18 protein-coding genes are annotated in these 25,589 nt (G+C 59.7%); 7 read left to right on the top strand and 11 right to left on the bottom strand.

Annotated elements, in window-relative coordinates:
* Nucleotides 1-8: 8 nt before the first annotated feature.
* The 3 genes from JOE39_RS02275 to JOE39_RS02265 are packed head-to-tail and all read right to left on the bottom strand — an operon-like array spanning nt 9 to nt 3,077.
* Nucleotides 9-875, bottom strand: coding sequence for a sugar ABC transporter permease (locus tag JOE39_RS02275; RefSeq protein WP_002552729.1), 867 nt, complete (start codon nt 873-875; stop codon nt 9-11).
* On the bottom strand, nt 868-1,983 hold the full coding sequence (locus tag JOE39_RS02270) for an ABC transporter ATP-binding protein (RefSeq protein ID WP_003390667.1): 1,116 nt from the start codon (nt 1,981-1,983) through the stop codon (nt 868-870). The genes JOE39_RS02275 and JOE39_RS02270 overlap by 8 nt, the downstream gene beginning before the upstream one ends.
* Entirely contained in the window at nt 1,983-3,077 is a 1,095-nt protein-coding gene (locus tag JOE39_RS02265; protein ID WP_003315283.1) for an ABC transporter ATP-binding protein, read from the bottom strand. The genes JOE39_RS02270 and JOE39_RS02265 overlap by 1 nt, the downstream gene beginning before the upstream one ends.
* Nucleotides 3,078-3,376: 299 nt before the next feature.
* Here JOE39_RS02265 and JOE39_RS02260 point away from each other — a divergent pair, with 299 nt between their 5' ends.
* The gene (locus JOE39_RS02260; RefSeq protein WP_198699884.1) at nt 3,377-5,230 is read left to right on the top strand and encodes a sigma-54-dependent Fis family transcriptional regulator; all 1,854 of its coding nucleotides are present in this window, start codon (nt 3,377-3,379) and stop codon (nt 5,228-5,230) included.
* Between the two features lie 107 nt (nt 5,231-5,337).
* Here JOE39_RS02260 and cysS read toward each other — a convergent pair whose 3' ends face one another.
* Together cysS and JOE39_RS02250 are read right to left on the bottom strand one after the other, a co-directional pair.
* Nucleotides 5,338-6,720 (bottom strand): cysteine--tRNA ligase, encoded by a 1,383-nt coding sequence (gene cysS / locus JOE39_RS02255; RefSeq protein WP_003423213.1) that lies wholly within the window; start codon nt 6,718-6,720, stop codon nt 5,338-5,340.
* Nucleotides 6,721-6,744: 24 nt separating this feature from the next.
* Nucleotides 6,745-8,439, bottom strand: a complete 1,695-nt coding sequence (locus JOE39_RS02250; protein WP_004418525.1) for a glutamine--tRNA ligase/YqeY domain fusion protein — start codon at nt 8,437-8,439, stop codon at nt 6,745-6,747.
* Between the two features lie 207 nt (nt 8,440-8,646).
* Between JOE39_RS02250 and JOE39_RS02245 the strand changes: the two genes are divergently transcribed.
* Complete coding sequence (locus JOE39_RS02245; RefSeq protein WP_003390678.1) at nt 8,647-9,150, top strand: peptidylprolyl isomerase; 504 nt, start codon at nt 8,647-8,649, stop codon at nt 9,148-9,150.
* Entirely contained in the window at nt 9,147-9,893 is a 747-nt protein-coding gene (gene lpxH / locus JOE39_RS02240; RefSeq protein WP_011267205.1) for a UDP-2,3-diacylglucosamine diphosphatase, read from the top strand. The genes JOE39_RS02245 and lpxH overlap by 4 nt, the downstream gene beginning before the upstream one ends.
* A gap of 473 nt (nt 9,894-10,366) precedes the next feature.
* Here lpxH and JOE39_RS02235 read toward each other — a convergent pair whose 3' ends face one another.
* The 5 genes from JOE39_RS02235 to JOE39_RS02215 all read right to left on the bottom strand — a co-directional run bounded on the left by JOE39_RS02235 (nt 10,367) and on the right by JOE39_RS02215 (nt 15,054).
* Nucleotides 10,367-11,926, bottom strand: coding sequence for a DHA2 family efflux MFS transporter permease subunit (locus tag JOE39_RS02235; RefSeq protein ID WP_348529907.1), 1,560 nt, complete (start codon nt 11,924-11,926; stop codon nt 10,367-10,369).
* Between the two features lie 41 nt (nt 11,927-11,967).
* Nucleotides 11,968-13,176, bottom strand: a complete 1,209-nt coding sequence (locus tag JOE39_RS02230) for an HlyD family efflux transporter periplasmic adaptor subunit (RefSeq protein ID WP_210077960.1) — start codon at nt 13,174-13,176, stop codon at nt 11,968-11,970.
* A 72-nt stretch (nt 13,177-13,248) separates the two neighbouring features.
* Nucleotides 13,249-13,737: a MarR family transcriptional regulator gene (locus tag JOE39_RS02225; protein ID WP_210077963.1), complete on the bottom strand. Its 489-nt coding sequence runs from the start codon at nt 13,735-13,737 to the stop codon at nt 13,249-13,251.
* A gap of 150 nt (nt 13,738-13,887) precedes the next feature.
* A complete protein-coding gene (miaE, locus tag JOE39_RS02220) occupies nt 13,888-14,499 on the bottom strand; it encodes a tRNA isopentenyl-2-thiomethyl-A-37 hydroxylase MiaE (protein ID WP_210077965.1) in 612 nt (203 codons plus the stop codon).
* 84 nt (nt 14,500-14,583) lie between these two features.
* The gene (locus JOE39_RS02215; RefSeq protein WP_002554470.1) at nt 14,584-15,054 is read right to left on the bottom strand and encodes a DUF1289 domain-containing protein; all 471 of its coding nucleotides are present in this window, start codon (nt 15,052-15,054) and stop codon (nt 14,584-14,586) included.
* 402 nt (nt 15,055-15,456) lie between these two features.
* On the opposite strand from JOE39_RS02215, the gene acnB reads away from it, so the two are divergent.
* Together acnB and mntP are read left to right on the top strand one after the other, a co-directional pair.
* Nucleotides 15,457-18,057, top strand: a complete 2,601-nt coding sequence (acnB, locus tag JOE39_RS02210; protein WP_024661529.1) for a bifunctional aconitate hydratase 2/2-methylisocitrate dehydratase — start codon at nt 15,457-15,459, stop codon at nt 18,055-18,057.
* A gap of 281 nt (nt 18,058-18,338) precedes the next feature.
* Entirely contained in the window at nt 18,339-18,911 is a 573-nt protein-coding gene (mntP, locus tag JOE39_RS02205; protein ID WP_003318883.1) for a manganese efflux pump MntP, read from the top strand.
* Nucleotides 18,912-18,997: 86 nt separating this feature from the next.
* Here mntP and JOE39_RS02200 read toward each other — a convergent pair whose 3' ends face one another.
* Nucleotides 18,998-23,854 (bottom strand): NAD-glutamate dehydrogenase, encoded by a 4,857-nt coding sequence (locus JOE39_RS02200; RefSeq protein WP_016567604.1) that lies wholly within the window; start codon nt 23,852-23,854, stop codon nt 18,998-19,000.
* 367 nt (nt 23,855-24,221) lie between these two features.
* On the opposite strand from JOE39_RS02200, the gene JOE39_RS02195 reads away from it, so the two are divergent.
* Entirely contained in the window at nt 24,222-24,581 is a 360-nt protein-coding gene (locus JOE39_RS02195) for a hypothetical protein (RefSeq protein ID WP_161420803.1), read from the top strand.
* A gap of 221 nt (nt 24,582-24,802) precedes the next feature.
* Complete coding sequence (locus tag JOE39_RS02190; protein ID WP_057445222.1) at nt 24,803-25,549, top strand: amidohydrolase family protein; 747 nt, start codon at nt 24,803-24,805, stop codon at nt 25,547-25,549.
* Nucleotides 25,550-25,589 lie beyond the last annotated feature (40 nt).

The following is a 25,589-nucleotide window of genomic DNA, read 5'->3' as shown; positions in this document are numbered from 1 at the left end:
CCAGCCCCTCAATTCTTTTCGCTGTGAGTCATCGCGGTGTAGAACACCCATGACACCAACAGAATGATCAGGAAATACACCAGCGAGAACGCGGCCGCAGGCCCCAGGTCGAACTGCCCGAGCGCCATGGTGGTCAGCGTCTGACTGAGGAACGTGGTGGAGTTACCCGGCCCGCCACCGGTCAGCACGAACGGCTCGGTGTAGATCATGAAGCTGTCCATGAAGCGCAACATCACCGCAATCAGCAGCACGCTTTTCATCTTCGGCAACTGGATATGCCGGAAGATCGCCCAGCCGGACGCCCGATCGATGCGCGCCGCCTGGTAATACACATCCGGAATCGCCCGCAGTCCTGAATAGCAGAGCAAGGCCACCAGCGAGGTCCAGTGCCAGACGTCGATGACCAGCACCGTCACCCAGGCATCCGAGGCATTGGCGGCGTAGTTGTAGTTGATGCCCAGCACATTGTTCAGCGTGTACCCCAGCAAACCGATATCACCACGGCCGAAGATCTGCCAGATAGTGCCGACCACGTTCCACGGGATCAGCAGTGGAATGGTCATCACGATCAGACACAATGACGACCAGCGGCCCTTGGTCGGCATGGTCAGGGCAATCGCGATGCCCAGCGGGATCTCGATCAGCAGCACACAGCCCGAATAGATGAACTGGCGCAACAGCGAGTCGTGCAGACGCGGGTCCTGCAGAACCTGCCGGAACCAGTCGGTGCCGACGAAATAGCGGCTGGACTGGTCGAAGATATCCTGCACCGAATAGTTGACCACGGTCATCATCGGGATAATCGCGCTGAATGCCACCAGCAGAAACACCGGCATCACCAGCCACCAGGCCTTGTTGTTCTGAACCTTACGCATGGGACACCTCACTGGCAGGGCCGGCTTCGATCAGGTAATCATCTGCATAGAGCATCAGCCATTGACCCGGAAAGCTGATCCAGGCCTGGCCTTGCGGCACCGGTTTGTCTTCCTGCAGACGCACCTTCAGCAGTTGTCCGGCCAGTTTCAGGGTGATGATCTTGTAAGTGCCGAGGTCTTCCACATAGGTCACGTCGGCGCACATCGCATCGTCGTAAGGCCCGTCCCAGACATGCACGAACTCAGGACGAATACCCACTTTCAGCGTTTTCCACGGCGTATTGGCGAGCTTCTGCTGCAACGACTCAGGCAGCGGCAGGTGAATATCGGCAAAACCGACGCCGCCCGGCTGCGGCGTGACATCAATCAGATTCATCCCCGGGCTGCCGATGAAATAGCCGACAAAGGTATGCGACGGCTTCTCGAACAGCTCCCGCGGCGTGCCGAACTGGACGATCTGTCCGCCATACATCACGGCGATCTTGTCGGCAAAGGTCGACGCCTCCAGTTGATCGTGAGTGACGTAGACCATGGTGATATTGAACTGCTCGTGGATCTGCTTGAGCTTGCGCCGCAGTTTCCACTTAAGGTGCGGGTCGATCACGGTCAGCGGTTCGTCGAAGAGGATCGCCGACACGTCATCGCGCACCAGCCCGCGGCCCATGGAGACCTTCTGCTTTTCGTCCGCACTGAGGTTGCGCGCCTTCTTTTTCAGCAGCGGCTGCAGGTCCAGGACATCGGCAATTTCGTTGACCTTGATGAGAATCCGCGCCTCGTCCATGCCCTGATTGCGCAATGGAAAGGCCAGATTGTCGAACACCGTCATGGTGTCGTAGATCACCGGAAACTGGAAAACCTGAGCGATGTTACGGCGCTCAGGAGGCAGCTCATTGACCACTTTCGAGTCAAAAAGCACCTGCCCCTGCGACGGACTGAGCAGGCCGGAAATGATATTGAGCAGGGTTGACTTGCCACACCCGGAAGGCCCGAGCAGCGCATAAGCACCGCCCTGCTCCCAGACGTGACTCATCTCGCGAATTGCATAGTCGTCAGGACCAGGCTTGGCGCTGTAGCTGTGCGCGAGGTTCTGCAAGCGGATCTCGGCCATCAGGCAACCCTCGCCATACGCAGGCCCGGCGCCTGAATCAGGCCGCCCTGCTGATCGAATACAAACAATTTGTGGGTCGGGATGTACACCCGAATCGCCGCATCGACGTCGTAGGCATGCACGCCCGGCAGATGCAGGACCAGCGAGAACAGCTCGTTGCGCACATGCAGAAAGGTTTCAGAACCACTGATTTCCGCAAGCTCGACAGTAACCGCCAGCTCCAGATCGTCATCGTTGGACGGCACCAGGCTCAAATGGCTGGGGCGCACGCCGAAACGATACTCGCCATCGCCGACGGCGCGTAGGTCGACGTTGAGCGGGAAGTGCACGAAATTGGCGAAGCTGACTTCATTGCCCTCTATACGGCCCGGCATGAGGTTGATCGGCGGTTCGGAGAACAGCTCGGCGGCCAGCACAGTCGCAGGTCGATGATAGACCTCGGGGGTCTTGCCGCTCTGTACCACCCGCCCTTCATGCAGGATGGTGGTGGTGCCGCCCAGCGCCAGCGCTTCATTGGGCTCGGTGGTGGCGTAGATGGCGATGGTATGGCGAGCGGCAAACAGCTCGCGCATTTCCTGACGCAGCTCTTCGCGCAGCTTGTAATCGAGGTTGACCAGTGGTTCGTCGAAGAGGATCAGCTCGGCGTCCTTGACCAGCGCCCTGGCCATCGCGGTGCGCTGCTGCTGCCCACCGGACAGTTCGAGGGGATGGCGTTGCAGGAATTTTTCGATGCGTAGCATCTTCGCGGTTTCCTGCACCCGGCTGTGGATCACGTCTTTGGAAAGACCCGCCTGGCGCAGCGGCGAAGCGATGTTTTCGAACACCGTCATGCTCGGGTAATTGATGAACTGCTGATAAACCATCGAGACGTTGCGCAGGCGAACCGGACGATTGGTGACATCGACTCCGTTCATCAGCACTCGCCCGCTGTCCGGCTTGTCCAGCCCGGCCATCAGGCGCATGAGGCTGGTTTTGCCGGACAGGGTGCGCCCCAGCAGAACGTTGAATGATCCCGGCTCAAAGCTCAGGGAAGCGTCGTCGATCCAGACCTGGCCATCGACGGCGCGACTGACATGCTCCAGCGTGAGTGACATGGCGTGCCCTTTGTTGTTTTTTTCTTAAGGGTGAATGCGTGACTGTTTGCAGATAGCGACATTCGTGCCAGCTCAGGCAAATTGCCGGTGAAGCCCGAAACAGAGCGTTCGCCCGTAATCAGGGGACGAAACGCCTTTCACAGCTGAACAATAATGAACAGAAAATACTGAACACTTGAACAAAATGAACATTGACTTTGAACAAAACTGAACGACACTGGACGGACGTTGCGGGCAAGGATGGTCACGCCGACGGGACCTAAAAACAAAAACAATACGTCATATTCGCAGGCATCCTCATGTCTCAAACCAGCGCTTCGCTTGCTCACGACATCATCGTTCAGGATTCATGGACCCGTTGCCGGGACTTCGGCCTCAGTCATCAGACGCGCCCGTCATTCGGCCAATTACCGGGGGCGGAGGTTTCCAGGTTGCTGGAGCGCCATAACGGACTGGTACAGACCACCCATCAGGAGGTCCTGCCGGTCTACGAAAACATTCTCAGCAACTCCAGCTGTCTGATTCTGCTGGCCGACCCTCAAGGTCAGTTGCTCAAGTCATGGGGTGCGCAGCGCTTCGTCGAATCGTCCCAGGCTCAGGGCTTCATGCCAGGTGCCAGCTGGAGCGAGCGCGGCACGGGCACCAATGCCATCGGCACAGCGCTGGCCTGCGAGCAGGCCATTCATATCGAGCCGGACGAGCATTTCCTCAAGGCCAACCGCTTCATGACCGGTTCGGCCTCACCGATCTTCGATGCTGATAGGCGCATCATTGCCGTGCTGGATGTGTCCAGTGACAGCTTCCTGCCACCCTCGCACACGCTGGGCATGGTCAAGATGATGAGCCAGTCGGTGGAAAACCGCCTGATCCTAGACCAGTTTCGCGACTCCCACTTCCAGCTGATCTTCAATACCGGTCTGAACAACCTCGACAGCCAGTGGGCCGGCCTGCTGATTTTTGACGAAAGTGGCCAGATCCTGTGCGCCAATCGGCGTGCCGACACTTTGCTGGGGACGGCTCCGGCCGGTGCCAGCATCGAGACGCTGTTCAAATGTCCGATCCTGCAATTGCTCAGCGAAACCGAAGCGCGTCCGTTTGCGCTGCATGCATTTGGCAACAATCGCTTTCAATGCCTGCTCAAGCGTCCGACTCGAAAACCATTGAAGCTGCATTGCGTCCAGGCTGCGCAGGTGCCTGCTGCACCACGAAACCTTGATCTGCAGGCGATCAGCCTGGGCGATGCGAAGGTCGAGAAGGCTGTGCGTCAGGCGCAGCGGCTGCTGGAAAAAGACATCCCGCTGCTCATTCATGGTGAAACCGGGGTTGGCAAGGAAGTCTTTGTCAAAGCCCTGCATCAGGCCAGTGCGCGCGCCAGCCAGCCGCTAATCGCGGTCAACTGTGCAGCGATACCGGCCGAACTGGTCGAGGCCGAGCTGTTTGGCTATGAAAGAGGCGCCTTCACCGGGGCCAACCAGAAAGGCAGCATCGGCCTGATCCGCAAGGCCGACAAAGGCACGCTGTTTCTGGATGAGGTGGGCGACATGCCGATGCCGGTTCAGGCGCGACTGCTGCGTGTGCTGCAAGAGCGCTGCGTTCAGCCACTGGGCAGCAGCGAGTTGTATCCGGTCGATATACGCCTGATTTCAGCCACCAACCGAGGCCTGCGCGATCAGGTCCAGGCGGGGCTTTTTCGCCAGGATCTTTATTACCGGATCAGCGGCCTGAGCATCGAACTCCCACCCCTGCGCGAGCGGACGGATAAACATGCGCTTGTCCAGCGAATCTGGGAGCGGCACCGTGATGCTCATCAGCGCGCGGGCTTCTCCAGAGACGTGCTTGAGTTGTTCGAGCGTCACCCCTGGCCGGGCAACCTGCGCCAACTCAACAGTGTGATTCAGGTAGCACTGGCACTGGCCGACGAACAGCCGATCGGCACTGACCATCTGCCCGAGGACTTTCTGCTCGATGCTCACGCGGATGAGGAATGCCGTGCCCCGGTCAGGACTCAGGAGTCGGCCACGCGCCTTCACTCGAGCGAAGACCTCGGCCAAATGTTTCAAGCGGCAGGCGGGAATATTTCACAGCTGGCCAAACGTCTGGGCGTCAGCCGCAACACGCTGTACAAGCGGTTGCGGGAGCAGCGGATCGTTTAGTGTTTGACGCTCGGCAGGCAGCACATCATCGAGGACAGGACGCGGAGCGTCCAGAACAGCATGCCCACGCGGAGTGGGCACGATAGTGTTTCAGGGATAGTCCTTGATCAGTCCGCCAGACGCCAGGTGGTGCCGCCCTTGCCGTCTTCCAGCAGAACGCCCATGGCGGTGATCTGGTCGCGGATACGGTCGGACTCAGCCCAGTCTTTCGCGGCACGCGCAGCCAGCCGCGCCTGAATCAGCGCCTCCACTTCAGCCGCATCGACCCGCCCTTCCGCGCCAGCGCGCAAAAAGTCGTCGGCTTCGAGTTGCAGCACACCCAGCACGCTGGCCAGTTGCTTCAAGCGCGCCGCCAGACCCGCCGCTGCTGCGATATCGGATTCGCGCAGACGATTGATCTCGCGAACCATCTCGAACAGCACCGCACAGGCTTCAGGCGTACCGAAGTCATCGTTCATCGCCGTGCTGAAACGCTCGACGAACGCCTCGCCACCCGCAGGTTCGGCGACCGGCAGGCCCTTGAGCGCGTGATAGAACCGCTCCAGTGCCGCCTTCGACTCACGCAGGCTGTCTTCGGAATAGTTGATCGCGCTGCGGTAGTGGCTCGACACCAGCAGGTAACGCACCACTTCCGGGTGATATTTTTCCAGCACGTCGCGAATGGTAAAGAAGTTGTTCAGGGACTTGGACATCTTCTCGCCATTGATGCGAATCATGCCGCAGTGCAACCAGGCATTGGCGTAGGTCTTGCCGGTGGCCGCTTCGCTCTGGGCGATTTCGTTTTCATGGTGCGGAAACTCGAGGTCGCTGCCGCCGCCATGAATATCGAAGGTCTCGCCCAGGCAGCAGGTCGACATCACCGAGCACTCGATATGCCAGCCTGGACGTCCTGCACCCCAGGGCGACTCCCAGCTCGGCTCGCCCGGCTTGACGCCTTTCCAGAGCACGAAGTCCAGCGGATCTTCCTTGGACTCGTCCACTTCGATGCGTGCGCCGATGCGCAGGTCTTCGATCTTCTTGCGCGACAGTTTGCCGTAACCCTGAAACTTGCCGACCCGGTAATACACATCGCCGTTACCCGGCGCGTAGGCATAACCCTTGTCGATCAGGGTCTGGATCATGGCGTGCATGCCAGGGATATGATCGGTGGCACGCGGCTCCATGTCCGGCTTGAGGATATTGAGGCGCGCCTCGTCCTCGTGCATGGCCTCGATCATGCGCGCGGTCAGTGCGTCGAACGACTCACCGTTTTCCCGCGCCCGGTTGATGATCTTGTCGTCGATATCGGTGATGTTGCGCACATAGGTCAGTTCATAACCGCTGAAGCGCAGCCAGCGCGTCACCAGATCGAACGCAACCATGCTGCGGCCATGGCCCAGGTGGCAGTAGTCGTACACGGTCATCCCGCAGACGTACATGCGCACCTTGTTGCCATCCAGCGGCTTGAAAACTTCTTTGCTCTTGGTGAGCGTGTTGTAGATAGAAAGCACGTGCTCCCCCTCAAACGTACAGCATCAGGTCCAGGAATCCCGCAACGTCACGGTGCGGTTGAAGACAGGTCGACCAGGTTTGGAGTCCTTGATGTCCGCGCAGAAATAACCTTCGCGTTCGAACTGGAAACGGTCTTCCGGTTGCGCTTGGCCCAACGAGGGCTCGGCGCGACAACCGGTCAGTACTTGCAGGGAGTCCGGGTTGATGTTGTCCAGAAAGCTTGCGCCCTCTTCGGCTTTTTCCGGGTTCGGCGAACGGAACAGGCGATCGTACAGACGCACTTCGCACTCTACGCTCTCGGCTGCGGGCACCCAGTGCACGACGCCCTTGACCTTGCGGCCCTCTGGGTTCTTGCCCAACGTTTCCGGGTCGTAGGAGCAACGCAGCTCGACGATGTTGCCGTCGGCATCCTTGATCGCTTCGTCGGCACGAATCACATAGCTGCCACGCAAGCGCACTTCACCGTTCGGCTCCAGACGCTTGTAGCCTTTCGGCGGCTCTTCCATGTAATCGTCGCGGTCGATGTAGATCTCCCGCGAGAACGGCAGCTCGCGTACACCGAGGTCTTCTTTCGGATGGCGCGGCAACTCCAGCTTCTCGACCTGGCCTTCCGGATAATTGGTGATCACAACTTTCAGCGGGCGCAGTACACACATGGCGCGCGGCGCGCTGTGGTCCAGGTCGTCGCGGATGCTGAATTCGAGCATGCCGAAATCGACCACGCCGTCAGAGCGGTTGGTGCCGATCATTTCGCAGAAATTGCGAATCGATTTCGGCGTGTAGCCACGGCGACGGAAGCCCGACAGCGTCGACATGCGCGGGTCATCCCAACCACTGACGTGTTTCTCGTCAACCAGTTGCTTGAGCTTGCGCTTGCTGGTGATGGTGTAGTTCAGGTTCAGGCGCGAGAACTCATACTGACGAGGCTTGCACGGCACCGGCAGGTTATCGAGGAACCAGTCGTACAGCGGGCGATGGCTTTCGAACTCCAGGGTGCAGATCGAGTGGGTGATGCCTTCGAGGGCATCCGACTGACCGTGGGTGAAGTCATAGATCGGGTAGATGCACCACTTGTCACCCGTCTGATGGTGATGCGCATGACGAATGCGGTAGATGATCGGGTCACGCAGGTTCATGTTCGGCGAGGCCATGTCGATCTTGGCGCGCAGTACACGCGCGCCATCCTCGAATTCGCCGGCTTTCATACGCGCGAACAGGTCGAGGTTTTCCTCGACGCCACGCTCGCGGAACGGACTGTTCTTGCCCGGCTCGGTCAGGGTGCCGCGATATTCGCGCGCCTGCTCGGGGGTCAGATCGTCCACATAGGCCTTGCCTGCCTTGATCAGCTCGACCGCCCAGTCGTGCAACTGGTCGAAATACTGCGAGGCGTAGCGCACTTCGCCCGCCCACTCGAAGCCCAGCCACTTGACGTCACTCATGATGGCGTCGATGTATTCCTGGTCTTCCTTGGCCGGGTTGGTGTCATCGAAACGCAGGTGCGTATCGCCACCGAACTCCTTGGCCAGACCGAAGTTCACGCAGATCGACTTGGCGTGACCGATGTGCAGGTAGCCATTGGGCTCCGGCGGAAAGCGGGTCACGATTTTGCTGTGCTTGCCCGAGTCCAGGTCTGCCTGCACGATAGGACGCAGGAAATTGGTCGGTACGGCTGGACCTGCCTTTGAATGGGCAGCGGGTTCTGGAGTGGGCTTGCTCATAGGATCCTTGGACATACGTGCGCGGCCAGGGTAGGCCGACTAAATCAAAGCGCTTATCATAGCCGAAGCTGTCAAGTCCCTGACAACAGACTGCGTATTTGAAGGCATAAAAGCTGCAAAAGCGCTGAAAAATGTAACCTCGTCTGTAAACTGCGCGTCAGGGTCATAATCTGCCCATTCATGCATGACTAGAGAGCGACTTCCCAAATGCCTAATGTAAAGCTGACTACCAACCACGGCGACATCGTGCTGCAACTGAACGAAGAAAAGGCGCCGCAGACCGTTGCCAATTTCATCGAATACGTTAAAGCCGGCCACTACGAAAACACGGTTTTCCACCGTGTGATCGGTAATTTCATGGTCCAGGGCGGCGGTTTCGAGCCTGGCATGAAAGAAAAGAAAGACAAGCGCCCGAGCATCCAGAACGAAGCCGACAACGGTCTGCCGAACAAGAAGTACAGCGTCGCCATGGCCCGCACCATGGAGCCGCATTCGGCCTCTGCGCAGTTCTTCATCAACGTCGCTGACAACGCCTTCCTGAACCACAGCGCCAAGACCGTTCAGGGCTGGGGTTACGCTGTATTCGGTGAAGTGATCGAAGGCACTGACGTGGTCGACAAGATCAAAGGCGTGGCGACTTCCAGCAAGGCCGGCCATCAGGACGTCCCGGTAGAAGACGTGATCATCGAGAAAGCCGAGATCGTTGAGTGATACTGCTGATCTCCGATCTGCACCTTGAACAGGAGCGCCCGGACATTACCCGGGCGTTTCTGGATCTGCTCGCAGGACGCGCTCGCGAAGCCGAGTCGCTGTACATCCTCGGGGATTTCTTTGAAGTCTGGATCGGTGACGATGCGATGTCGCCGTTCCAGCTTTCGATCTGCAAGGCCCTGCGCGAATTGAGCGACAGCGGCACACGAATTTTTCTGATGCACGGCAACCGTGATTTCATGCTCGGCAAGGGTTTCTGCAAGGCAGCGGGCTGCACGCTGCTGAGTGACCCCAGCGTCGTGCAGTTGAACGGTGAGCCGGTGCTGCTGATGCACGGCGACAGTCTGTGCACGCGCGATGAAGGCTATATCCGGATGCGTCGCTATCTGCGCCATCCGCTGACGCTGTTCATTCTGCGCCATTTGCCGCTGGGCACTCGGCACAAGCTGGCGCGCAAGTTGCGTAATGAGAGCCGTGCGCAAACCCGTATGAAAGCCAATGATATTGTCGATGTGACGCCGGACGAGGTGCCGCGGATCATGCAGCAGTTCGGTGTGCGTACGTTGGTCCACGGTCACACTCATCGTCCGGCGATTCATAAGTTGCAGATTGGCGATCAGGCGGCCAGACGCATTGTGTTGGGTGACTGGGATCGTCAGGGCTGGGTGTTGCAGGTGGATGAGCAGGGTTTCAATCTGAGTTCGTTCGACTTTGTGCCCGAGACGGTTGCGCTGTTGAATTGATTGCGCGGGAACGTGGCTGAGAGCACAGCGGTTCTGCGACTTGAGGTGGATTGGGGCTCGACACAGACTCTCGTTCCCACGCTCCGCGTGGTAATGCCTTTCGTGACGCTCTGCGTCACACGGCGGTTCTGCGATGTCAGGTAGATTGGGGCACGTCTCAGATCACCTTTTCGCCCCTCGGCGAGTCACTTTGAAGGGGCCAAAGTGACCAAAGCCCCAAGCTCCGTTTCCGGCCCGACTTCGTCGGGTTCCTTCGCCCTGACACTGATCCGGGGGTCGCTGCAACGGGCCATCCCTGGCCCGGTGCAGCTAACTCGGCATCCTTGCCGAGTTCCCCCCGGATCAGCGTCAGGACTCAGCCGTCACTTACGTCGCACTCTGCGTCGTCAGTGCCATCGTGATAGAAAAGCACATCTAAAGCAGTTGAATCAGTCACGAACTGCATGCCATCCCATTGGCACGAGAAACCCATCTCAATGCCCGCCCCCTGCCGCAGGCCCGGCCTTGGCGGCGAATGGGGGTTTGGCCAGCCAGACGAGCAGGATCAGTCCTGCGAATATCCAGCCCAGCAGGTAGAAGTAATCCACGGTGGACATCATGTAGGCCTGGGCGTTGAGGGTCTGCTCCAGTTGCGCGTAGGCTTGCGGGCTGGCGCCGCCCAGGCTGTCGAGGGCGTGGCGGGTGGCGGGGTCGAAGGTGCTGATGTTTTCGCTCAGGTAGGCATGATGCTGGTTGGCGCGGCGGATCCAGATCCAGGTGGTCAGCGAGGCTGCGAAGCTGCCGCCCAGGGTGCGCAGGAAGGTTGCCAGTCCAGATCCATCGGCGATCTGATTGGGCGGCAGGTCGGACAGCAGAATACTCAGAGTGGGCATGAAGAACAGCGCCACGCCGATGCCCATGAACAGTTGCACCATCGCCACGTGTTCGAAATCCACGTCGGTGTTGAAGCCTGCACGCATGAAGCAGCTCAGCCCCATCGCCAGGAACGCCAGCCCGGCCAGTAGACGCAAGTCGAACTTGTGCGCGTACTTGCCGACAAAGGGCGACATCAGTACCGGCAGAATGCCAATCGGGGCGACGGCCAGCCCCGCCCAGGTCGCGGTATAGCCCATCTGGGTCTGCAACCACTGCGGCAAGATCAGGTTGATGCCGAAGAAGCCGGAATAGCCGCCGATCATGACCAGCGTGCCGATGCGGAAATTGCGGTAGGCAAACAGGCGCAGGTTGACGATCGGGTGCTTGTCGGTCATTTCCCAGATGACGAAGAAGGTCAGCGCGACCAGCGAAATCAGCGAACCGAAGATGATGAAGTTCGACTCGAACCAGTCCAGATCATTACCCTTGTCGAGCACTATCTGCAGCGCGCCCACACCGATAATCAGCGCCAGCAGGCCAATGTAGTCCAGCGGTTGGCGGGCTGTGCTGACCGGCCTTTTGGCCATTTGGCTACGTACCACCAACACGGCGAACAGGCCGATGGGGATGTTGATGAAGAAGATCCACGGCCAGCTATAGCTGTCGGTGATCCAGCCACCGAGGATCGGCCCGGCAATGGGCGCCACCACCGTCACCATCGCCAGCAATGCCAGGGCCATGCCCCTTTTGGCGGGCGGGTACACCGCAATCAGCAGGGTCTGGCTCATCGGATACAGCGGACCGGCGACCATCCCCTGCAGCGCCCGGAAGCCCACCAGTTCCGGCATGGACTGGGAAATGCCGCACAGAAACGAAGCGATCACGAACAGAATGGTGGCCCACAGGAACAGCTTGACCTCACCGAAGCGACGACTGAGCCAGCCGGTCAGCGGCAAGGCAATCGCGTTGCTGACCGCAAACGAGGTGATCACCCAGGTACTCTGCTCCGAACTGACCCCCAGGTTGCCGGCGATGGTCGGCAGCGCCACGTTGGCAATCGTGGTATCGAGCACCTGCATAAAGGTCGCCAGCGACAGACCGATGGTGCACAGCAGCAGGCTTGGCGGGGTAAAAGAAGCGGGGGCGTTGTTGCTCATCGCGAATCCCTGGAGACGAATGCGACACCCCGACCGGCGGCCGGGGCTCACGGATTAGCGGTTCAGCGCTGAACGGCAGTCTTGCCACCGGGCGCACTGTTCTCGTGAATCAGGCGGGCGATCAGCGCGTCGGCGTCAGCCAGTTGCTCGGTGTACACCTGAGTGCTGAAAGCGGCCTGCTTGCGCGGCTGTTGCGCCAGGACCGGGCCGCTCTGGTCGTGCAGGTTGACCTCAACCGTGGTCGACAGGCCGATGCGCAATGGGTACTTCGCCAGCTCTTCAGGATTGATGTGCACCCGCACCGGCACACGCTGGACAATCTTGATCCAGTTGCCAGTGGCGTTCTGCGCAGGCAGCAATGCAAAGGCACTGCCGGTGCCGGCCCCCAGACTGTCGATGGTGCCGTTGTACTTCACATCGCTGCCATACAGGTCGGAGCTGATCTCCACCGGCTGACCAATGCGCATCTTGCCCAGTTGGGTTTCCTTGAAGTTGGCATCGATCCACAACTGGTCCAGCGGAATGACCGCCATGGTTGCAGTGCCCGGTTGAATGCGCTGCCCCAACTGCACGGTGCGCTTGGCGACGTAACCGGTGACCGGTGCCACCAGCGTCGAACGCGCGTTGGCCAGGTAGGCCTGACGCAACTGCGCGGCGGCGGCCTTGACGTCCGGGTGCGAGGACACCACGGTGTCATCGACCAGTGCCACGCTAGTGCTCAACTGCTGCTGAATGTTGTTCAGGGCGCTCTGCGCGCTGGTCAGGCTGTCTCTGGCGTGCGACAGCTCTTCCTGGGAAATCGCCCCGCCGGCTGCGAGGCTGCGACGACGGTTGTAGTTGTCCTGAGCGGTCTGCACCGCAGCACGCTGTGCGGCCAACTGCGCTTTCATGCCATCGACGTTGCTGTAGAGGCCGCGCACCTGGCGCACAACCTTGCCCAGATTGGCCTCGGCGCTTTGCAGCGAAACTTCGGCCTCGCTCGGGTCGAACTTGAGCAGAACCTGCCCTGCGTGCACCAGATCACCGTCGTCCGCACCAATACTGATGACGGTTCCGGTGACCAGCGGGGTGATTTCGACCACGTTGCCATTGACATAGGCGTCGTCGGTCTCTTCGCTCCATTGGCCGTAGATCTCGTACCAGGCCCAGATGCCCAGTGCGAGGATGACCACGACAATGGCAAGCCCGATCAGCATGAACTTGCGCTTGCCGGACTTCGGCTCCTGTTCAGGGGCCGGGGCAGATGTGTTTTCAGCGGCAGCAGTGGCCATGGCAGTTACCTTTAATCAGCGAAGCGACGGAACGACGGCGATCAGGCTCACGCCTGCCAATGCGTCGGCCGCTCAGCGTTTAGCTTTGGGGTTGAAGCTCAAACGAGTCAGGGTGATGTGGTCATCAGCCGCCACCAGCACCTTGGTGAGAATTCTTTTCAGGCTCTCGACCTCGTCACTGTCGAGCGCCGCGAACGTGTCGTTCATCGCGTCCGCGCCAATCTGCGGCAGCAGATCGCAGAGCGCCTGCCCCTGCTCGGTCAGTGCCAGACGCACCTGACGACGATCGGTCGCGGAGCGCTGGCGCACCACCAGCCCTTTCTGTTCCAGGCGATCGAGCATGCGGGTCATCGAACCGCTGTCCAGCGACAGGTGCCGACACAATGCCACAGGGGTATCGGTAGAAAACTGGGCAATGATGATCAGCACCTTGAACTGCGCGAACGTCACGTCATAGGGCAGCAGGTACTTGTCGAGCATGCGGTCTTTGAGCGCATTGGTACGACCGACCAGCAGCCCGATAAGGCTGGATTCAAAATTGTCGGGGCTGAAATGTTTCATGAATTGACCAAGATAGCTGCCTAAACAGTGATTGCAAAATATTACTGCCTAGGCAGCCGTTGTCAAAGCATTTATTAGCTTGCTTACTAAATGCCCATAAAAAAACGACCGCTGGCAAGACGGTCGTTTTTGGAGGGAACGCGAGAGGAATCAGGCGGCGACAGGTACGCCACTGTGAAAACGGAACTCTTCGTCAGGGCTTTCGATCAGCTCACGCTCGGCCAGACGGATCTCCTCGATCTTGGCATCGACATCAGCCTTGTCGCCGTAGCTGTAAGCCAGCTTGAGGTAGTCCTGAAAGTGCCGCGCTTCGGACTTCAGCAAACCGCCATAGAATTTGGCCAGCTCTTCGTCCAGATGCGGCACCAGCGCGGCAAAGCGCTCACAAGAACGAGCCTCGACAATGGAACCGACGATCAGCGCATCGGTGAGCCGGTACGGGTTGTGATTGCGCACCAGCTTGCGCAGCGCTCCGGCATAGCGGGCCGAGCTGATGTTGGCCATGGGGATCTGGCGCTTTCTGATGATGCTGATGACTTGCTCGAAATGGCGCAGCTCTTCCCGGGCCAGACGTGACATCTTGCTCAACAGGTCGAACTTGTCGTTGTACTGAAACATGAACTGGAACGCAGCCCCGGCGGCCTTCTTCTCGTTGTTCGCATGGTCGATCAGCAGGATGTCCAGATTGCGCAGCGCGGCCTGGACCCAGCTGTCGGGTGTGCGGCAAAGCAGAAAGGCTTCGATTTCAGGGATCGGGTACATAGGCTCACAGAATGACGGAGAGGCACGGCCGCGCATTATACGAGCAGTAACGATGCCTCGCGACACAAAAGCATGCCGGGTTTGTCAGGCGCCGAATGCGTCGCGCAGAAACCCTGGCGCGATATAGCGCTGATAGTGCGCCTCGGACAGCAGGAAAAACTCGCGGTCGATCGCATCGCGCAGTTCCGGCAGCGTCCAGTCGCGAAACTCCGGCAACAGCACGAAACCGTAGGCCTCGACCTGGCTGATGACCCGCGCGCCACGGGCGATCAACTGGTAAGCCCAGCAATATTCGGACTGGTGCGGCACAAAGCGGATCTTGCGCTGGGTGAGCTGCGCACGCAGCTTGTCGGCATCGAAGACTTCGAGCTTGGCAGTCATCACCTGGACCAGCAGTTGCTCCAGGCGCAGCCAGACGGCTCTTTTTTCGTCTTCGTTGTAGCCGTTCCAGTGGATGACCTCGTGGTGGAAGCGCTTGCAGCCACGGCACACCAGATCCCCGTAAACAGTGGAGCAAAGGCCGACGCAGGGGGTTTTGATAATGTAATCGGGCATGTCAGGCAGGACTGGGGAAGGCGAAACAAGGGCTCATGTTAGCCCTTTGTCTAAGCAAGTTCACCCCCGAAGATGTAGGGGCTAACTTACCTTTGGCAAAGTTTTGGCGTAGAATCAGCGAGCCTTTTAAGGCGCCAATGTCCGTTGGAAGCTGTTTTCAAAGCGTCACGAGCACAGTCAAGTTAATCCCGCAGTGCGGCGTCGACAGGCCATTCCCTCATCACGAATGGCCGTGTCGACCGCCACTCCCCCCGCCCTGCAGGCGTAAAACTTTGAAAACAGCTTCTGTTAGGAATCACCGACACCCTGCCAACAAGGCTCAATAAGCCTTGCGTGGGTACGGGCGATTTCTGGATGAGCGTCCCGGACACCCATTTGGGACCACTGATGAGGGTTAATACTGTGCTTGAAGCCTACCGTAAACATATCGAAGAGCGTGCCGCCCAGGGCATCGTGCCCCAGCCGCTTAACGCCGAACAAACTGCAGGCCTGGTCGAGCTGCTGAAGAATCCCCCGGCTGGCGAAGAAGCTTTCCTTGTCGATCTGATCACCAATCGCGTTCCGCCAGGCGTTGACGAAGCTGCCTACGTAAAGGCCGGTTTCCTGTCTGCCCTGGCCAAGGGCGAAGCCACTTCTCCCCTGATCGACAGAAAACGCGCTACCGAACTGCTCGGCACCATGCAAGGTGGCTACAACATCGTCACCCTGGTTGAACTGCTCGACGACGCCACCCTCGCGCCGGTCGCTGCCGAACAACTCAAGCACACCCTGCTGATGTTCGACGCCTTTCACGATGTGGCCGAAAAAGCCAAGAGCGGCAATGCCCACGCCAAGGCTGTTCTGCAGTCCTGGGCTGACGGCGAGTGGTTCAAGAAGCGCCCGACGCTGGCCGACAAGATCAGCCTGCGCGTCTTCAAGGTTACCGGCGAAACCAATACCGACGACCTGTCCCCTGCCCCTGATGCCTGGTCGCGTCCAGACATCCCGCTGCACGCACTGGCCATGCTGAAAATGGCCCGTGACGGCATCGTTCCTGACGTTCAGGGCGCCATCGGCCCGATGAAGCAGATTGAAGAAATGCGCGGTCAGGGCTTCCCGATTGCCTACGTCGGTGACGTGGTCGGTACCGGTTCCTCGCGTAAATCGGCAACCAACTCGGTACTCTGGTTCTTCGGCGACGACGTCCCTTACGTCCCGAACAAGCGTGCCGGTGGTTTCTGCTTCGGCAGCAAAATTGCCCCGATCTTCTACAACACCATGGAAGATGCTGGCGCTCTGCCAATCGAATTCGATGTCTCGAACATCAACATGGGTGACGTGATCGACGTCTATCCCTACGCTGGCAAGGTCTGCAAACACGACAGCGACGAAGTCATCACCACCTTCGAAATGAAGACCCCGGTGCTGCTCGACGAAGTCCGCGCTGGCGGCCGTATTCCACTGATCATCGGCCGTGGCCTGACCAGCAAGGCTCGCGCCGAACTGGGCCTGCCGGAGTTCGACCTGTTCAAGACACCTGACCAGCCAGCCGAAAGCACCAAGGGCTACACCCTGGCGCAGAAGATGGTCGGCAAGGCATGCGGCGTAGCGGGCGTTCGTCCGGGTACCTATTGCGAACCGAAGATGACCACCGTCGGTTCCCAGGACACCACTGGCCCGATGACTCGCGACGAACTGAAAGACCTGGCATGCCTGGGCTTCTCGACCGATCTGGTCATGCAGTCGTTCTGTCACACCGCGGCCTATCCGAAGCCGATCGACGTCAAGACGCACCACACGCTGCCTGACTTCATCATGACCCGCGGCGGCGTTTCCCTGCGTCCGGGCGACGGCATCATCCACAGCTGGCTGAACCGCATGCTGCTGCCCGACACCGTCGGCACCGGTGGCGACTCGCACACCCGCTTCCCGATCGGTATCTCCTTCCCGGCCGGTTCCGGCCTGGTGGCGTTCGCTGCTGCAACGGGTGTAATGCCGCTGGACATGCCTGAATCGATCCTGGTTCGCTTCAAGGGCAAGATGCAACCTGGCATCACCCTGCGCGACCTGGTTCACGCCATTCCTTACTACGCGATTCAGGCTGGCCTGCTGACCGTAGAGAAGAAAGGCAAGAAGAACGCATTCTCCGGTCGTATTCTGGAGATCGAAGGCCTCGACAACCTGAGCATCGAACAGGCTTTCGAGCTGTCCGACGCCTCTGCCGAACGTTCGGCTGCCGGTTGCACCATCAAGCTGGCCAAAGAGCCGATCATCGAATACCTGAATTCGAACATCACCCTGCTGCGCTGGATGATCGAACAGGGTTACGGTGATCCTCGCACCCTGGAGCGTCGTGCTCAGGCGATGGAAGCCTGGGTTGCCAACCCGGAGCTGCTGGAAGCCGACAAGGACGCCGAGTACGCCGAAATCATCGAAATCGATCTGGCCGACGTCAAGGAGCCTGTGCTCTGCGCGCCGAACGATCCGGACGATGCGCGCCTGCTGTCTTCGGTACAGGGCGAGAAGATCGACGAAGTGTTCATCGGCTCCTGCATGACCAACATCGGCCACTTCCGCGCTGCGGGCAAGTTGCTGGATCAGGTCAAGGGCCAGCTTCCGACGCGTCTGTGGCTGTCGCCGCCGACCAAGATGGACGCTCACCAGTTGACCGAAGAAGGCTACTACGGCATCTACGGCAAGGCTGGCGCACGCATGGAAATGCCGGGCTGCTCGCTGTGCATGGGTAACCAGGCACGCGTGGAACCGAACGCGACCGTGGTGTCGACGTCGACCCGTAACTTCCCGAACCGCCTGGGTGACGGCGCGAACGTCTACCTGGCCTCGGCCGAGCTGGCGTCCGTTGCCTCGATTCTGGGTCGTCTGCCGACGGTCGAAGAGTACATGGGCTACGCCAACCAGATCGACACCATGGCAGCGGACGTGTACCGCTACCTGAGCTTCGATCAGATCGCCGAGTTCCGTGAAGCCGCTGCGAACGCCAACATCCCGGCTGTTCAAGTGTAAGCACGAAAGCAGGCATCAGAAGAACCCCATCCTCGTGATGGGGTTTTTTTTGCCCTCACACTCGGCCTCGTACATATATTTTTCACATTCACATGGCTATAGTGGCGGCCCTTGTTGGGGAGTAGCCTGCTCTTGACTCCGGTCACAGAGCGTTCGTATCAACATTCTCGGCAGCATGCCGTGGTGCGAACACCTTCTGGTTGGCGAGACCAACGATGCATCCATGCCTAAAGTCGGGCGTGTGGTTGCGTCGTTGACTCATAGCCCGACTGGATATAACCGTGAACCCGATTTCCCTCCTCTTTCTCGCGCTTGCCATGTCCACGGACGCCTTTGCTGCGGCCCTTGGTAAAGGAGCAAGCCTGCATAAACCGCGCTTTCTCGAAGCGTTGCGCACGGGCCTTATATTCGGCGCCATCGAAACCATCACGCCGGTCATCGGCTGGGGCATTGGCCAGGTGGCTGCGCGCTTCGCCGAGAGCTGGGATCACTGGATCGCCTTCACCCTGTTGCTGGTGCTCGGCCTGCACATGATCTACAACGGCATCAAGCACGACGATGACGAAGAGCAGGAAAAGCCGGGGCAGCATTCTTTCTGGATTCTCGCCGTTACCGCATTCGCCACCAGTATCGATGCACTGGCAGTCGGCGTAGGCCTGGCGTTTGTCGACGTCAATATCGTGGTTGCCGCCCTGGCCATCGGCCTCGCGACCACGGTCATGGTCACCATCGGCGTGATGCTGGGCCGGGTGCTGGGCACCATGGTCGGCAAACGCGCTGAAATCATTGGCGGTATCGTGTTGATCGTGGTGGGTGCGACGATTCTTTACGAGCACCTGTCGGCGGCGCAGTAAGCGGCTGATCGAACCTATCAGTCAGGCATAAAAAAACCCGCATCTTTCGATGCGGGTTTTTTATGGGTACAGCTTTTACAGCCTGGTTACACGGTAATGCCCTGCCCGCTCATGGCCAGGTCCAGCAGTTCGCGATTGGCAACGGCGTACATTGCGTAATCCGTGCCGCTTGCCGCACGCAGCTCGACCAGCATGGCACGCCAGCGCTCGACCATCAGTGTGTGCTGCTCCAGCCACAGGGCCAGACGCGCATCGATTTCCGAAGGACCATCGGCCATCTGCAGAACCGACACGGTGATTGCCCGCTGTTGCCAGTCGACATCGTCACGGAACGCTTCACGCGCCAGCGCCTGCCAGTTGTTTTCCACCGGCAGACTGCTGATCTGCTGCAGGTACCAGGTTATGTCCAGCGCACTACCGACGGCGAAGTATGCCTTGGCGACGTCGGCAGCATTCTGCCCGGTCACGTCGGAGGCTTCGATGATCGGCAACAGTGTGTACAGATGCGTCGTACCGGCGACCATGCGCGCCAGCAGTTCCGGCACACCGGCTTCGACATACGCCTGATAACGCGTTTGCCAGATCTCGCGGGTCGGACCTTCCAGCAGCTCGTCAAGCTTGAGGCCCAGTGCAGCGAGGTGCGGACCAAAGTGTGCCACGTCACGACCGGCGTCCAGCTCATTGCGACGGCTACGCAGGAACCAGCGCGTTGCACGACGCCCCAGACGCATCAACTCGTCCATCAGCGCCAGCTGGACTTCGGCCGAAACCTTGTAGTCCAGTGCCTCGATCTGACGGAACCAGTGCGGCAGGTGGAAGATGTCACGCACGATCACGTAGGCACCGGCCACCGCAGCAGCGCTCATGCCGGTCGACTCTTTGAGCCGCTGCACGAAGGTGATGCCCATGTGGTTGACCAGATCGTTGGCGATCTGCGTGCTGACGATCTCGCGCTTCAGGCGATGGCCGCGCATGGCCGTGGAAAACTTGGCGCCCAGCGAAGGCGGGAACGCGGTTTCCATATCACGCGCCAGATAGTCGTCATCCGGCACACGGGATTCCAGCAACGCTTCCTTGAGGTCGATCTTGCTGTACGAGATCAACACCGACAGCTCGGCACGACTCAAGCCCTGCTTGGCCGCAATCCGCTCGGCGATCTGCTCTTCAGCAGGCAGGAACTCGATGGCGCGATCAAGCTTGCCACGCGCCTCCAGGTCACTCATCAGGCGCTTGTATTCGGCAATCCGCTCGTAAGCGCGACGGGCTGCCAGCGACAACGCCTGAGTCTGCTTGTAGTTGTTGCCCAGCACCAGGTGGCCGACTTCGTCGGTCATGCTTTCGAGCAGCTGATTGCGCTGCTTCTCGGTCATGTCACCGGCCTGCACCACTTCGTTGAGCAGGATCTTGATGTTCACTTCGTGATCGGAGCAGTCCACACCGCCCGCGTTGTCGATGAAGTCGGTGTTGGTCGCGCCGCCATTGAGGCCGAACTCGACACGGCCCAGCTGGGTCATGCCCAGGTTGCCGCCCTCGCCCACCACCTTGCAACGCAGCTCGTTGCCGTCGACGCGCAGCGCATCGTTGGCCTTGTCGCCGACATCAGCGTGCGACTCATCGCTGGACTTCACGTAGGTGCCGATACCGCCGTTCCACAACAGATCTACCGGTGCCTTGAGCAAAGCGTTCAGCAGTTCGGTCGGGGTCAGCTTGTCAGCCTTGATGTCGAAGCGCGCCTTCATCTGTTCGGTGATGGCGATACTTTTCAGGCTGCGCGGGAAGATCCCGCCGCCAGCGGACATGATGCTGGTGTCGTAGTCGGTCCAGGACGAGCGCGGCAGATTGAACAGGCGCTGACGCTCTGCAAAGCTGGTGGCCGGGTCCGGATTCGGATCGATGAAGATGTGCAGGTGATTGAACGCTGCGACCAGTTGCAGCTTGTCAGACATCAGCAGGCCGTTGCCGAACACGTCACCGGCCATGTCGCCGATACCGATCACGCTGATGCTGTCCTGCTGCACATTGATGTCGCGTTCACGGAAGTGACGCTGCACGCCCACCCATGCGCCCTTGGCGGTGATGCCCATCTTCTTGTGATCGTAACCGGCAGAACCACCGGAAGCGAAGGCGTCGCCCAGCCAGAAGCCGTAGTCGATGGCAATGCCGTTGGCGATGTCGGAGAACGTTGCCGTGCCCTTGTCGGCGGCCACCACCAGATAAGGGTCATCATCGTCATGACGCACGACGTTGACCGGAGGCACCAGCGCGCCTTCCTTAAGGTTGTCGGTGATGTCCAGCAGCCCGGAGATGAAGATGCGGTAGCAAGCGATTGCCTCGGCCTGCACTTCGTCGCGGTTGCCGGTGGTCGGCAGGCGACGCGGCACGAAGCCGCCCTTGGCACCTACCGGCACAATGACCGAGTTCTTAACCTGCTGGGCTTTTACCAGGCCCAGCACTTCGGTACGGAAGTCTTCCTCGCGGTCCGACCAGCGCAGGCCGCCACGCGCCACGTTGCCGAAGCGCAGATGCACGCCTTCGACACGCGGCGAATAAACGAAGATTTCAAACTTGGGCACCGGCTTGGGCAGTTCGGGAATCAGGCGCGGGTTGAACTTGAAGCTGAAATAGCTCTTGCTCTGCCCGTTGGCATCGGCCTGATAGAAGTTGGTCCGCAGCGTGGCTTTGATAAGGTCCAGATAACGACGCAGGATGCGGTCTTCGTTGAGCACCTGCACGTCGTCCAGCGCAGTCAGAATGGCCTGTTCCAGACGCAGCTGCTTGTCGTCGAGATCGTCGGAACCCAGCTTGCGCGCCAGATAGAAGCGGGTCTTGAACAGACGCGTCAGCTCGCGGGCGATGTCGGTGTGGTTGTTCAGCGTGGTGGCGATGTAACCCAGGTCAAAGCCCAGACGAATCTGCTTCAGATAACGCGCATAGGCACGCAGCAGCGCCACATCGCGCCACGGCAGGCCGGCGGTGAGCACCAGACGGTTGAAAGCATCGTTTTCGGCATCGCCGCGCACGATGTGCACGAACGCATCCTGAAGGGTGTCATTGAGCTGCTGGATATCGAGGTTCAGTCCTTCGCCGTAGGTGAAGGCGAAATCGTGAATCCAGAACTCGCGACCGTTGGCATGGTGCAGGCGGTACGGGAATTCGCCCAGCACGCGCAGGCCAAGGTTTTCCAGAATCGGCAACACGTCGGACAACGCCAGCGGTGTGTCGGCGTGATACAGCTTGCAATGCAATTGCTGGCGGCCACCGGCCAGCGGCTGGTAGAAGCTCATCACCAGCGGATTGGCTTCGCTGAGGCTCAGTACGTGCTGCATGTCGACGACTGCCGAATGCGCCGCAAAGCGCTCGCGGTAGCCCGCCGGGAAGCCTTTCGGGAAGTCGGCCAGCACGTTGGTGCCGTGGGCTTCACCGAAGCTTTCGACCACCAGACTGGCGTAGTCGTCCTTCCACGAACGGCACGCCTGAATAACTTCGTTTTCCAGTTGGGCGACGTCGATGTCCAGGTTGATCTTCGGGTCTACGCGCAGAATCAACTGCACACGCGCCAGCACCGATTCAGAGAAGAACGTCCAGAACTCGCAATCGCTGGCCTTGAGGCGGTCCATCAGGACCTGCTGGATCTTCTGGCGTACTTCGGTGGAATACACGTCGCGCGGCACATAAGCCAGGCAGTAGCAGAAACGGCCGTACGGGTCCTTGCGCAGGAACACGCGAATCTTGTTGCGCTCCTGAATCTGCACGATGGACATGACCGTGGTGAACAATTCGTCCACCGGCGTCTGGAAAAGGTCGTCACGCGGCAGTACTTCGACCACCTGCGCCAGTTCCTTGCCCAGGTGCGCCTTGGCGTCGAAACCGGAGCGACGCTCGACCTCGGCGACCTTGCGACGGATGTACGGAATCTGCCGCACGCTCTCGCCATACACCGACGAGGTGTACAGGCCCATGAAACGACATTCCTTGATGACCTTGCCCGACGCGTCGATCTGACGGATCGAAACGTAATCCGGGTACGCCGGACGGTGCACGCGGCTTGGATGCGCCGCCTTGGCAAACGACAGCAACACCGGTTCCTGCAGGTATTTCACCGCGTAATCTTCGATGTGCAGTTCTTCGCGGGTCAGGCCGGGGCGCAGCAGGCGGGTCAGCCCGAGGAAGGACGACTCGTCGTAGACCAACTGGCCGCCTTCGGCGTCGTTGCGCACTTCGAACTCTTCGTAACCGAGGAAGGTGAAGTGGTTGTCCACCAGCCATTGCAGGAAGACCTTGATCTCGGCCTTTTCCTCGACATCGGTGTTGGACTCGTTGGCATCGATACTGGCCAGCAACTCATGCAGACGCGCTTTCATCGGCCCGAAATCTTCGACGACAGCGCGTACTTCGCCAAGTACCTGCTCCAGCTCGCGCGCCAGCACGTTCAACTCGCTGACGTTGGCGCAGCGGTCGATCTCCAGGTACATCAGCGATTCCTGCAGCACGTCGTCGCCAGTGGTGCCCTTGGGCAGCAGCTCAAGCAATTCGCCAGCAGCCCCGCGACGCACGCTCAGCACGGTGGTCTGCAGGGTGTGGATGCTATAGCCGCGGCGGTTCAGCTCGGTACGTACGGAGTCGACCAGAAACGGAAGATCATGATGCAGCACTTCAACGGCAGTATGAGTCGATTGCCAGCCGTGGCGCTCGTAATCGGGGTTGTAGACCCGGACCTGCGGGTGAGCATGTTCGAAACGCTCCAGCAGGCGCCACGCGGACAAGGTGCAGCCTGCCAGGTCGGAGAGCCGCCGCTGGGTGAGTTCGTCGAGAGAAATGATGCCGAAGAATTGCTCGGCAAACAGCGCCACTTGTGGCAGTGCCTGTTCGCTGATGTGCTGAGCCAGTGCCGCTTGCAGTTGATGCTGGAAGTCGGCCTTGCTGGCTGCGGTGAAGAACGCCATCTGTGGTACTCCGCTTTGGCTTTTATTGGGGAGGCTTGAAGAAGGTGTTGAAACCAGGGTGCCCTTGCAGTCAATCGCGTGGGCATCACCTGATCGAGTGTAAAGCTAAAGTAGTAACGCGCGCTGTGTCAGGGTAGTCACATTTGTATAGCGCGGTGAAAAAACGCTACGCGCACCCGACACCGTACACCACTTGTCCGTCATGCAGCTTAACGAGAGCTGAGCGCACACTGCTTACGAGGCTGCGACATATTCGGTCATCAGGTCGCGATACACTGCGTACGATGGTGCCAATATCGCCCGACATTATTTGCCCGGGACTGGCAAAATTCACTCACGCCTTACCTGGACAGACCCGGAGCCACCCATGCAAATCAAGACCGCCAGCCTCATCGCCAACCCGTGCGACGACGAATACGACGATATGGCGCTGCTCTGCTGCCACGCAGAAAACGGCATGCTGTTTTCCCTGACCCGTTTCCCGGACGAGAACGAAGTGGAAATCACCGTCAGCGACGACAAGTCACTGAACGTGTCCAGCCTGAAGGTCACCTTCAGTGCCAAGCGCCTGTTGGTGGAAATCGACGCGCAGGACGCCAAGCAGCTCGATGGCCACCATCAGTACGAAATTCTCCACGCCACCGATGCAGGCGAGTTGCAGGACGTTCACCAGACGTTACAGATCATTCTCGAAAACGTCGGTGAGTACACCAGCACACTCAGCTGATGATCAAAAAAGCGCTAGGCTCTGTACGAAAAGTGGCTGCGCTCGGTGATGCTTCGTTAAAAACAGGCTCGGATGCGAGTCCAATCGGAATGCTCATTTACAACACGTAGAGTCGAACGCGACCCCGGCCGTTCCTGGCCTGTTTTTGCCTCGCCTGACCTTCGCTCGCCGACTTTTCGTACAGAGCCTAGAGTGAGCACTTCGCCGAACAGGAGTCCGTCATGAACCGCATTTTCGACGCCCACTGCCACATCATCGACCCGCATTTCCCGCTGATCGCCAATAACGGCTATCTGCCGGAGCCGTTCGGTGTCGCTGACTACCTTGCGAAGGTCCAGCCGCTGGGCGTTCAGGGTGGCGCGGTGGTGTCCGGTTCCTTTCAGGGCTTTGATCAGGGCTATCTGCTTCAGGCGCTGCGCCTGCTGGGACCGGGTTTCGTCGGTGTCACGCAATTGCCCGCCAGCGTCACCGATGCAGAGCTGGACACCCTGAACGCGGCAGGCGTGCGCGCCTTGCGCTTCAACCTCAAGCGCGGCGGCTCGGAGCAGCTCGACCAGTTGGAGGCACTGGCCGTGCGTGTCCATGAACGCGTAGGCTGGCACTCCGAGCTGTACATCGACTCGCGGGAACTGGCACCCATCGAAACACGCCTGCGCAAACTCCCGGCCATCAGCATCGATCACCTGGGGCTGAGTGCCGAAGGGCTGCCCGTGGTCCTGCGCCTTGCCGAGCGCGGTGTGCGGATCAAGGCCTGTGGTTTCGGGCGAGTGGACTTTCCGGTGCGCGAGGCCCTCAGGGATATCCACGCCGCCAACCCGAATGCCCTGATGTTCGGCACCGACCTGCCGTCGACCCGTGCCCCCCGCCCCTTCCGGCCCGACGATATCGAACTGTTGATCGACGCACTGGGCGAAAGCGGCGCTCGTCAGGCGCTGTGGGAGAACGCGGCGAGCTTCTATCGACTCTGACGCCGTGGCTCCGGGAGCCAGAGCCAACCTTCCTACATGG

Origin of the sequence: Pseudomonas sp. PvP100 (assembly GCF_017833055.1) — a bacterium.
GTDB classification, from domain to species: Bacteria; Pseudomonadota; Gammaproteobacteria; order Pseudomonadales; family Pseudomonadaceae; genus Aquipseudomonas; species Aquipseudomonas syringae.
The sequence above is the reverse complement of the archived record's forward strand: the minus strand, read 5'-3'. Positions and strand labels throughout refer to the sequence as shown.

Coding starts and splice junctions, on each gene's coding strand:
- JOE39_RS02275 (WP_002552729.1), bottom strand. CDS start 875: ATGCGTAAGGTTCAGAACAACAAGGCCTGGTGGCTGGTGATGCCGGTG.
- JOE39_RS02270 (WP_003390667.1), bottom strand. CDS start 1,983: ATGGCCGAGATCCGCTTGCAGAACCTCGCGCACAGCTACAGCGCCAAG.
- JOE39_RS02265 (WP_003315283.1), bottom strand. CDS start 3,077: ATGTCACTCACGCTGGAGCATGTCAGTCGCGCCGTCGATGGCCAGGTC.
- JOE39_RS02260 (WP_198699884.1), top strand. CDS start 3,377: ATGTCTCAAACCAGCGCTTCGCTTGCTCACGACATCATCGTTCAGGAT.
- JOE39_RS02250 (WP_004418525.1), bottom strand. CDS start 8,439: ATGAGCAAGCCCACTCCAGAACCCGCTGCCCATTCAAAGGCAGGTCCA.
- JOE39_RS02245 (WP_003390678.1), top strand. CDS start 8,647: ATGCCTAATGTAAAGCTGACTACCAACCACGGCGACATCGTGCTGCAA.
- JOE39_RS02230 (WP_210077960.1), bottom strand. CDS start 13,176: ATGGCCACTGCTGCCGCTGAAAACACATCTGCCCCGGCCCCTGAACAG.
- JOE39_RS02225 (WP_210077963.1), bottom strand. CDS start 13,737: ATGAAACATTTCAGCCCCGACAATTTTGAATCCAGCCTTATCGGGCTG.
- miaE (WP_210077965.1), bottom strand. CDS start 14,499: ATGTACCCGATCCCTGAAATCGAAGCCTTTCTGCTTTGCCGCACACCC.
- JOE39_RS02215 (WP_002554470.1), bottom strand. CDS start 15,054: ATGCCCGATTACATTATCAAAACCCCCTGCGTCGGCCTTTGCTCCACT.
- JOE39_RS02200 (WP_016567604.1), bottom strand. CDS start 23,854: ATGGCGTTCTTCACCGCAGCCAGCAAGGCCGACTTCCAGCATCAACTG.
- JOE39_RS02195 (WP_161420803.1), top strand. CDS start 24,222: ATGCAAATCAAGACCGCCAGCCTCATCGCCAACCCGTGCGACGACGAA.
- JOE39_RS02190 (WP_057445222.1), top strand. CDS start 24,803: ATGAACCGCATTTTCGACGCCCACTGCCACATCATCGACCCGCATTTC.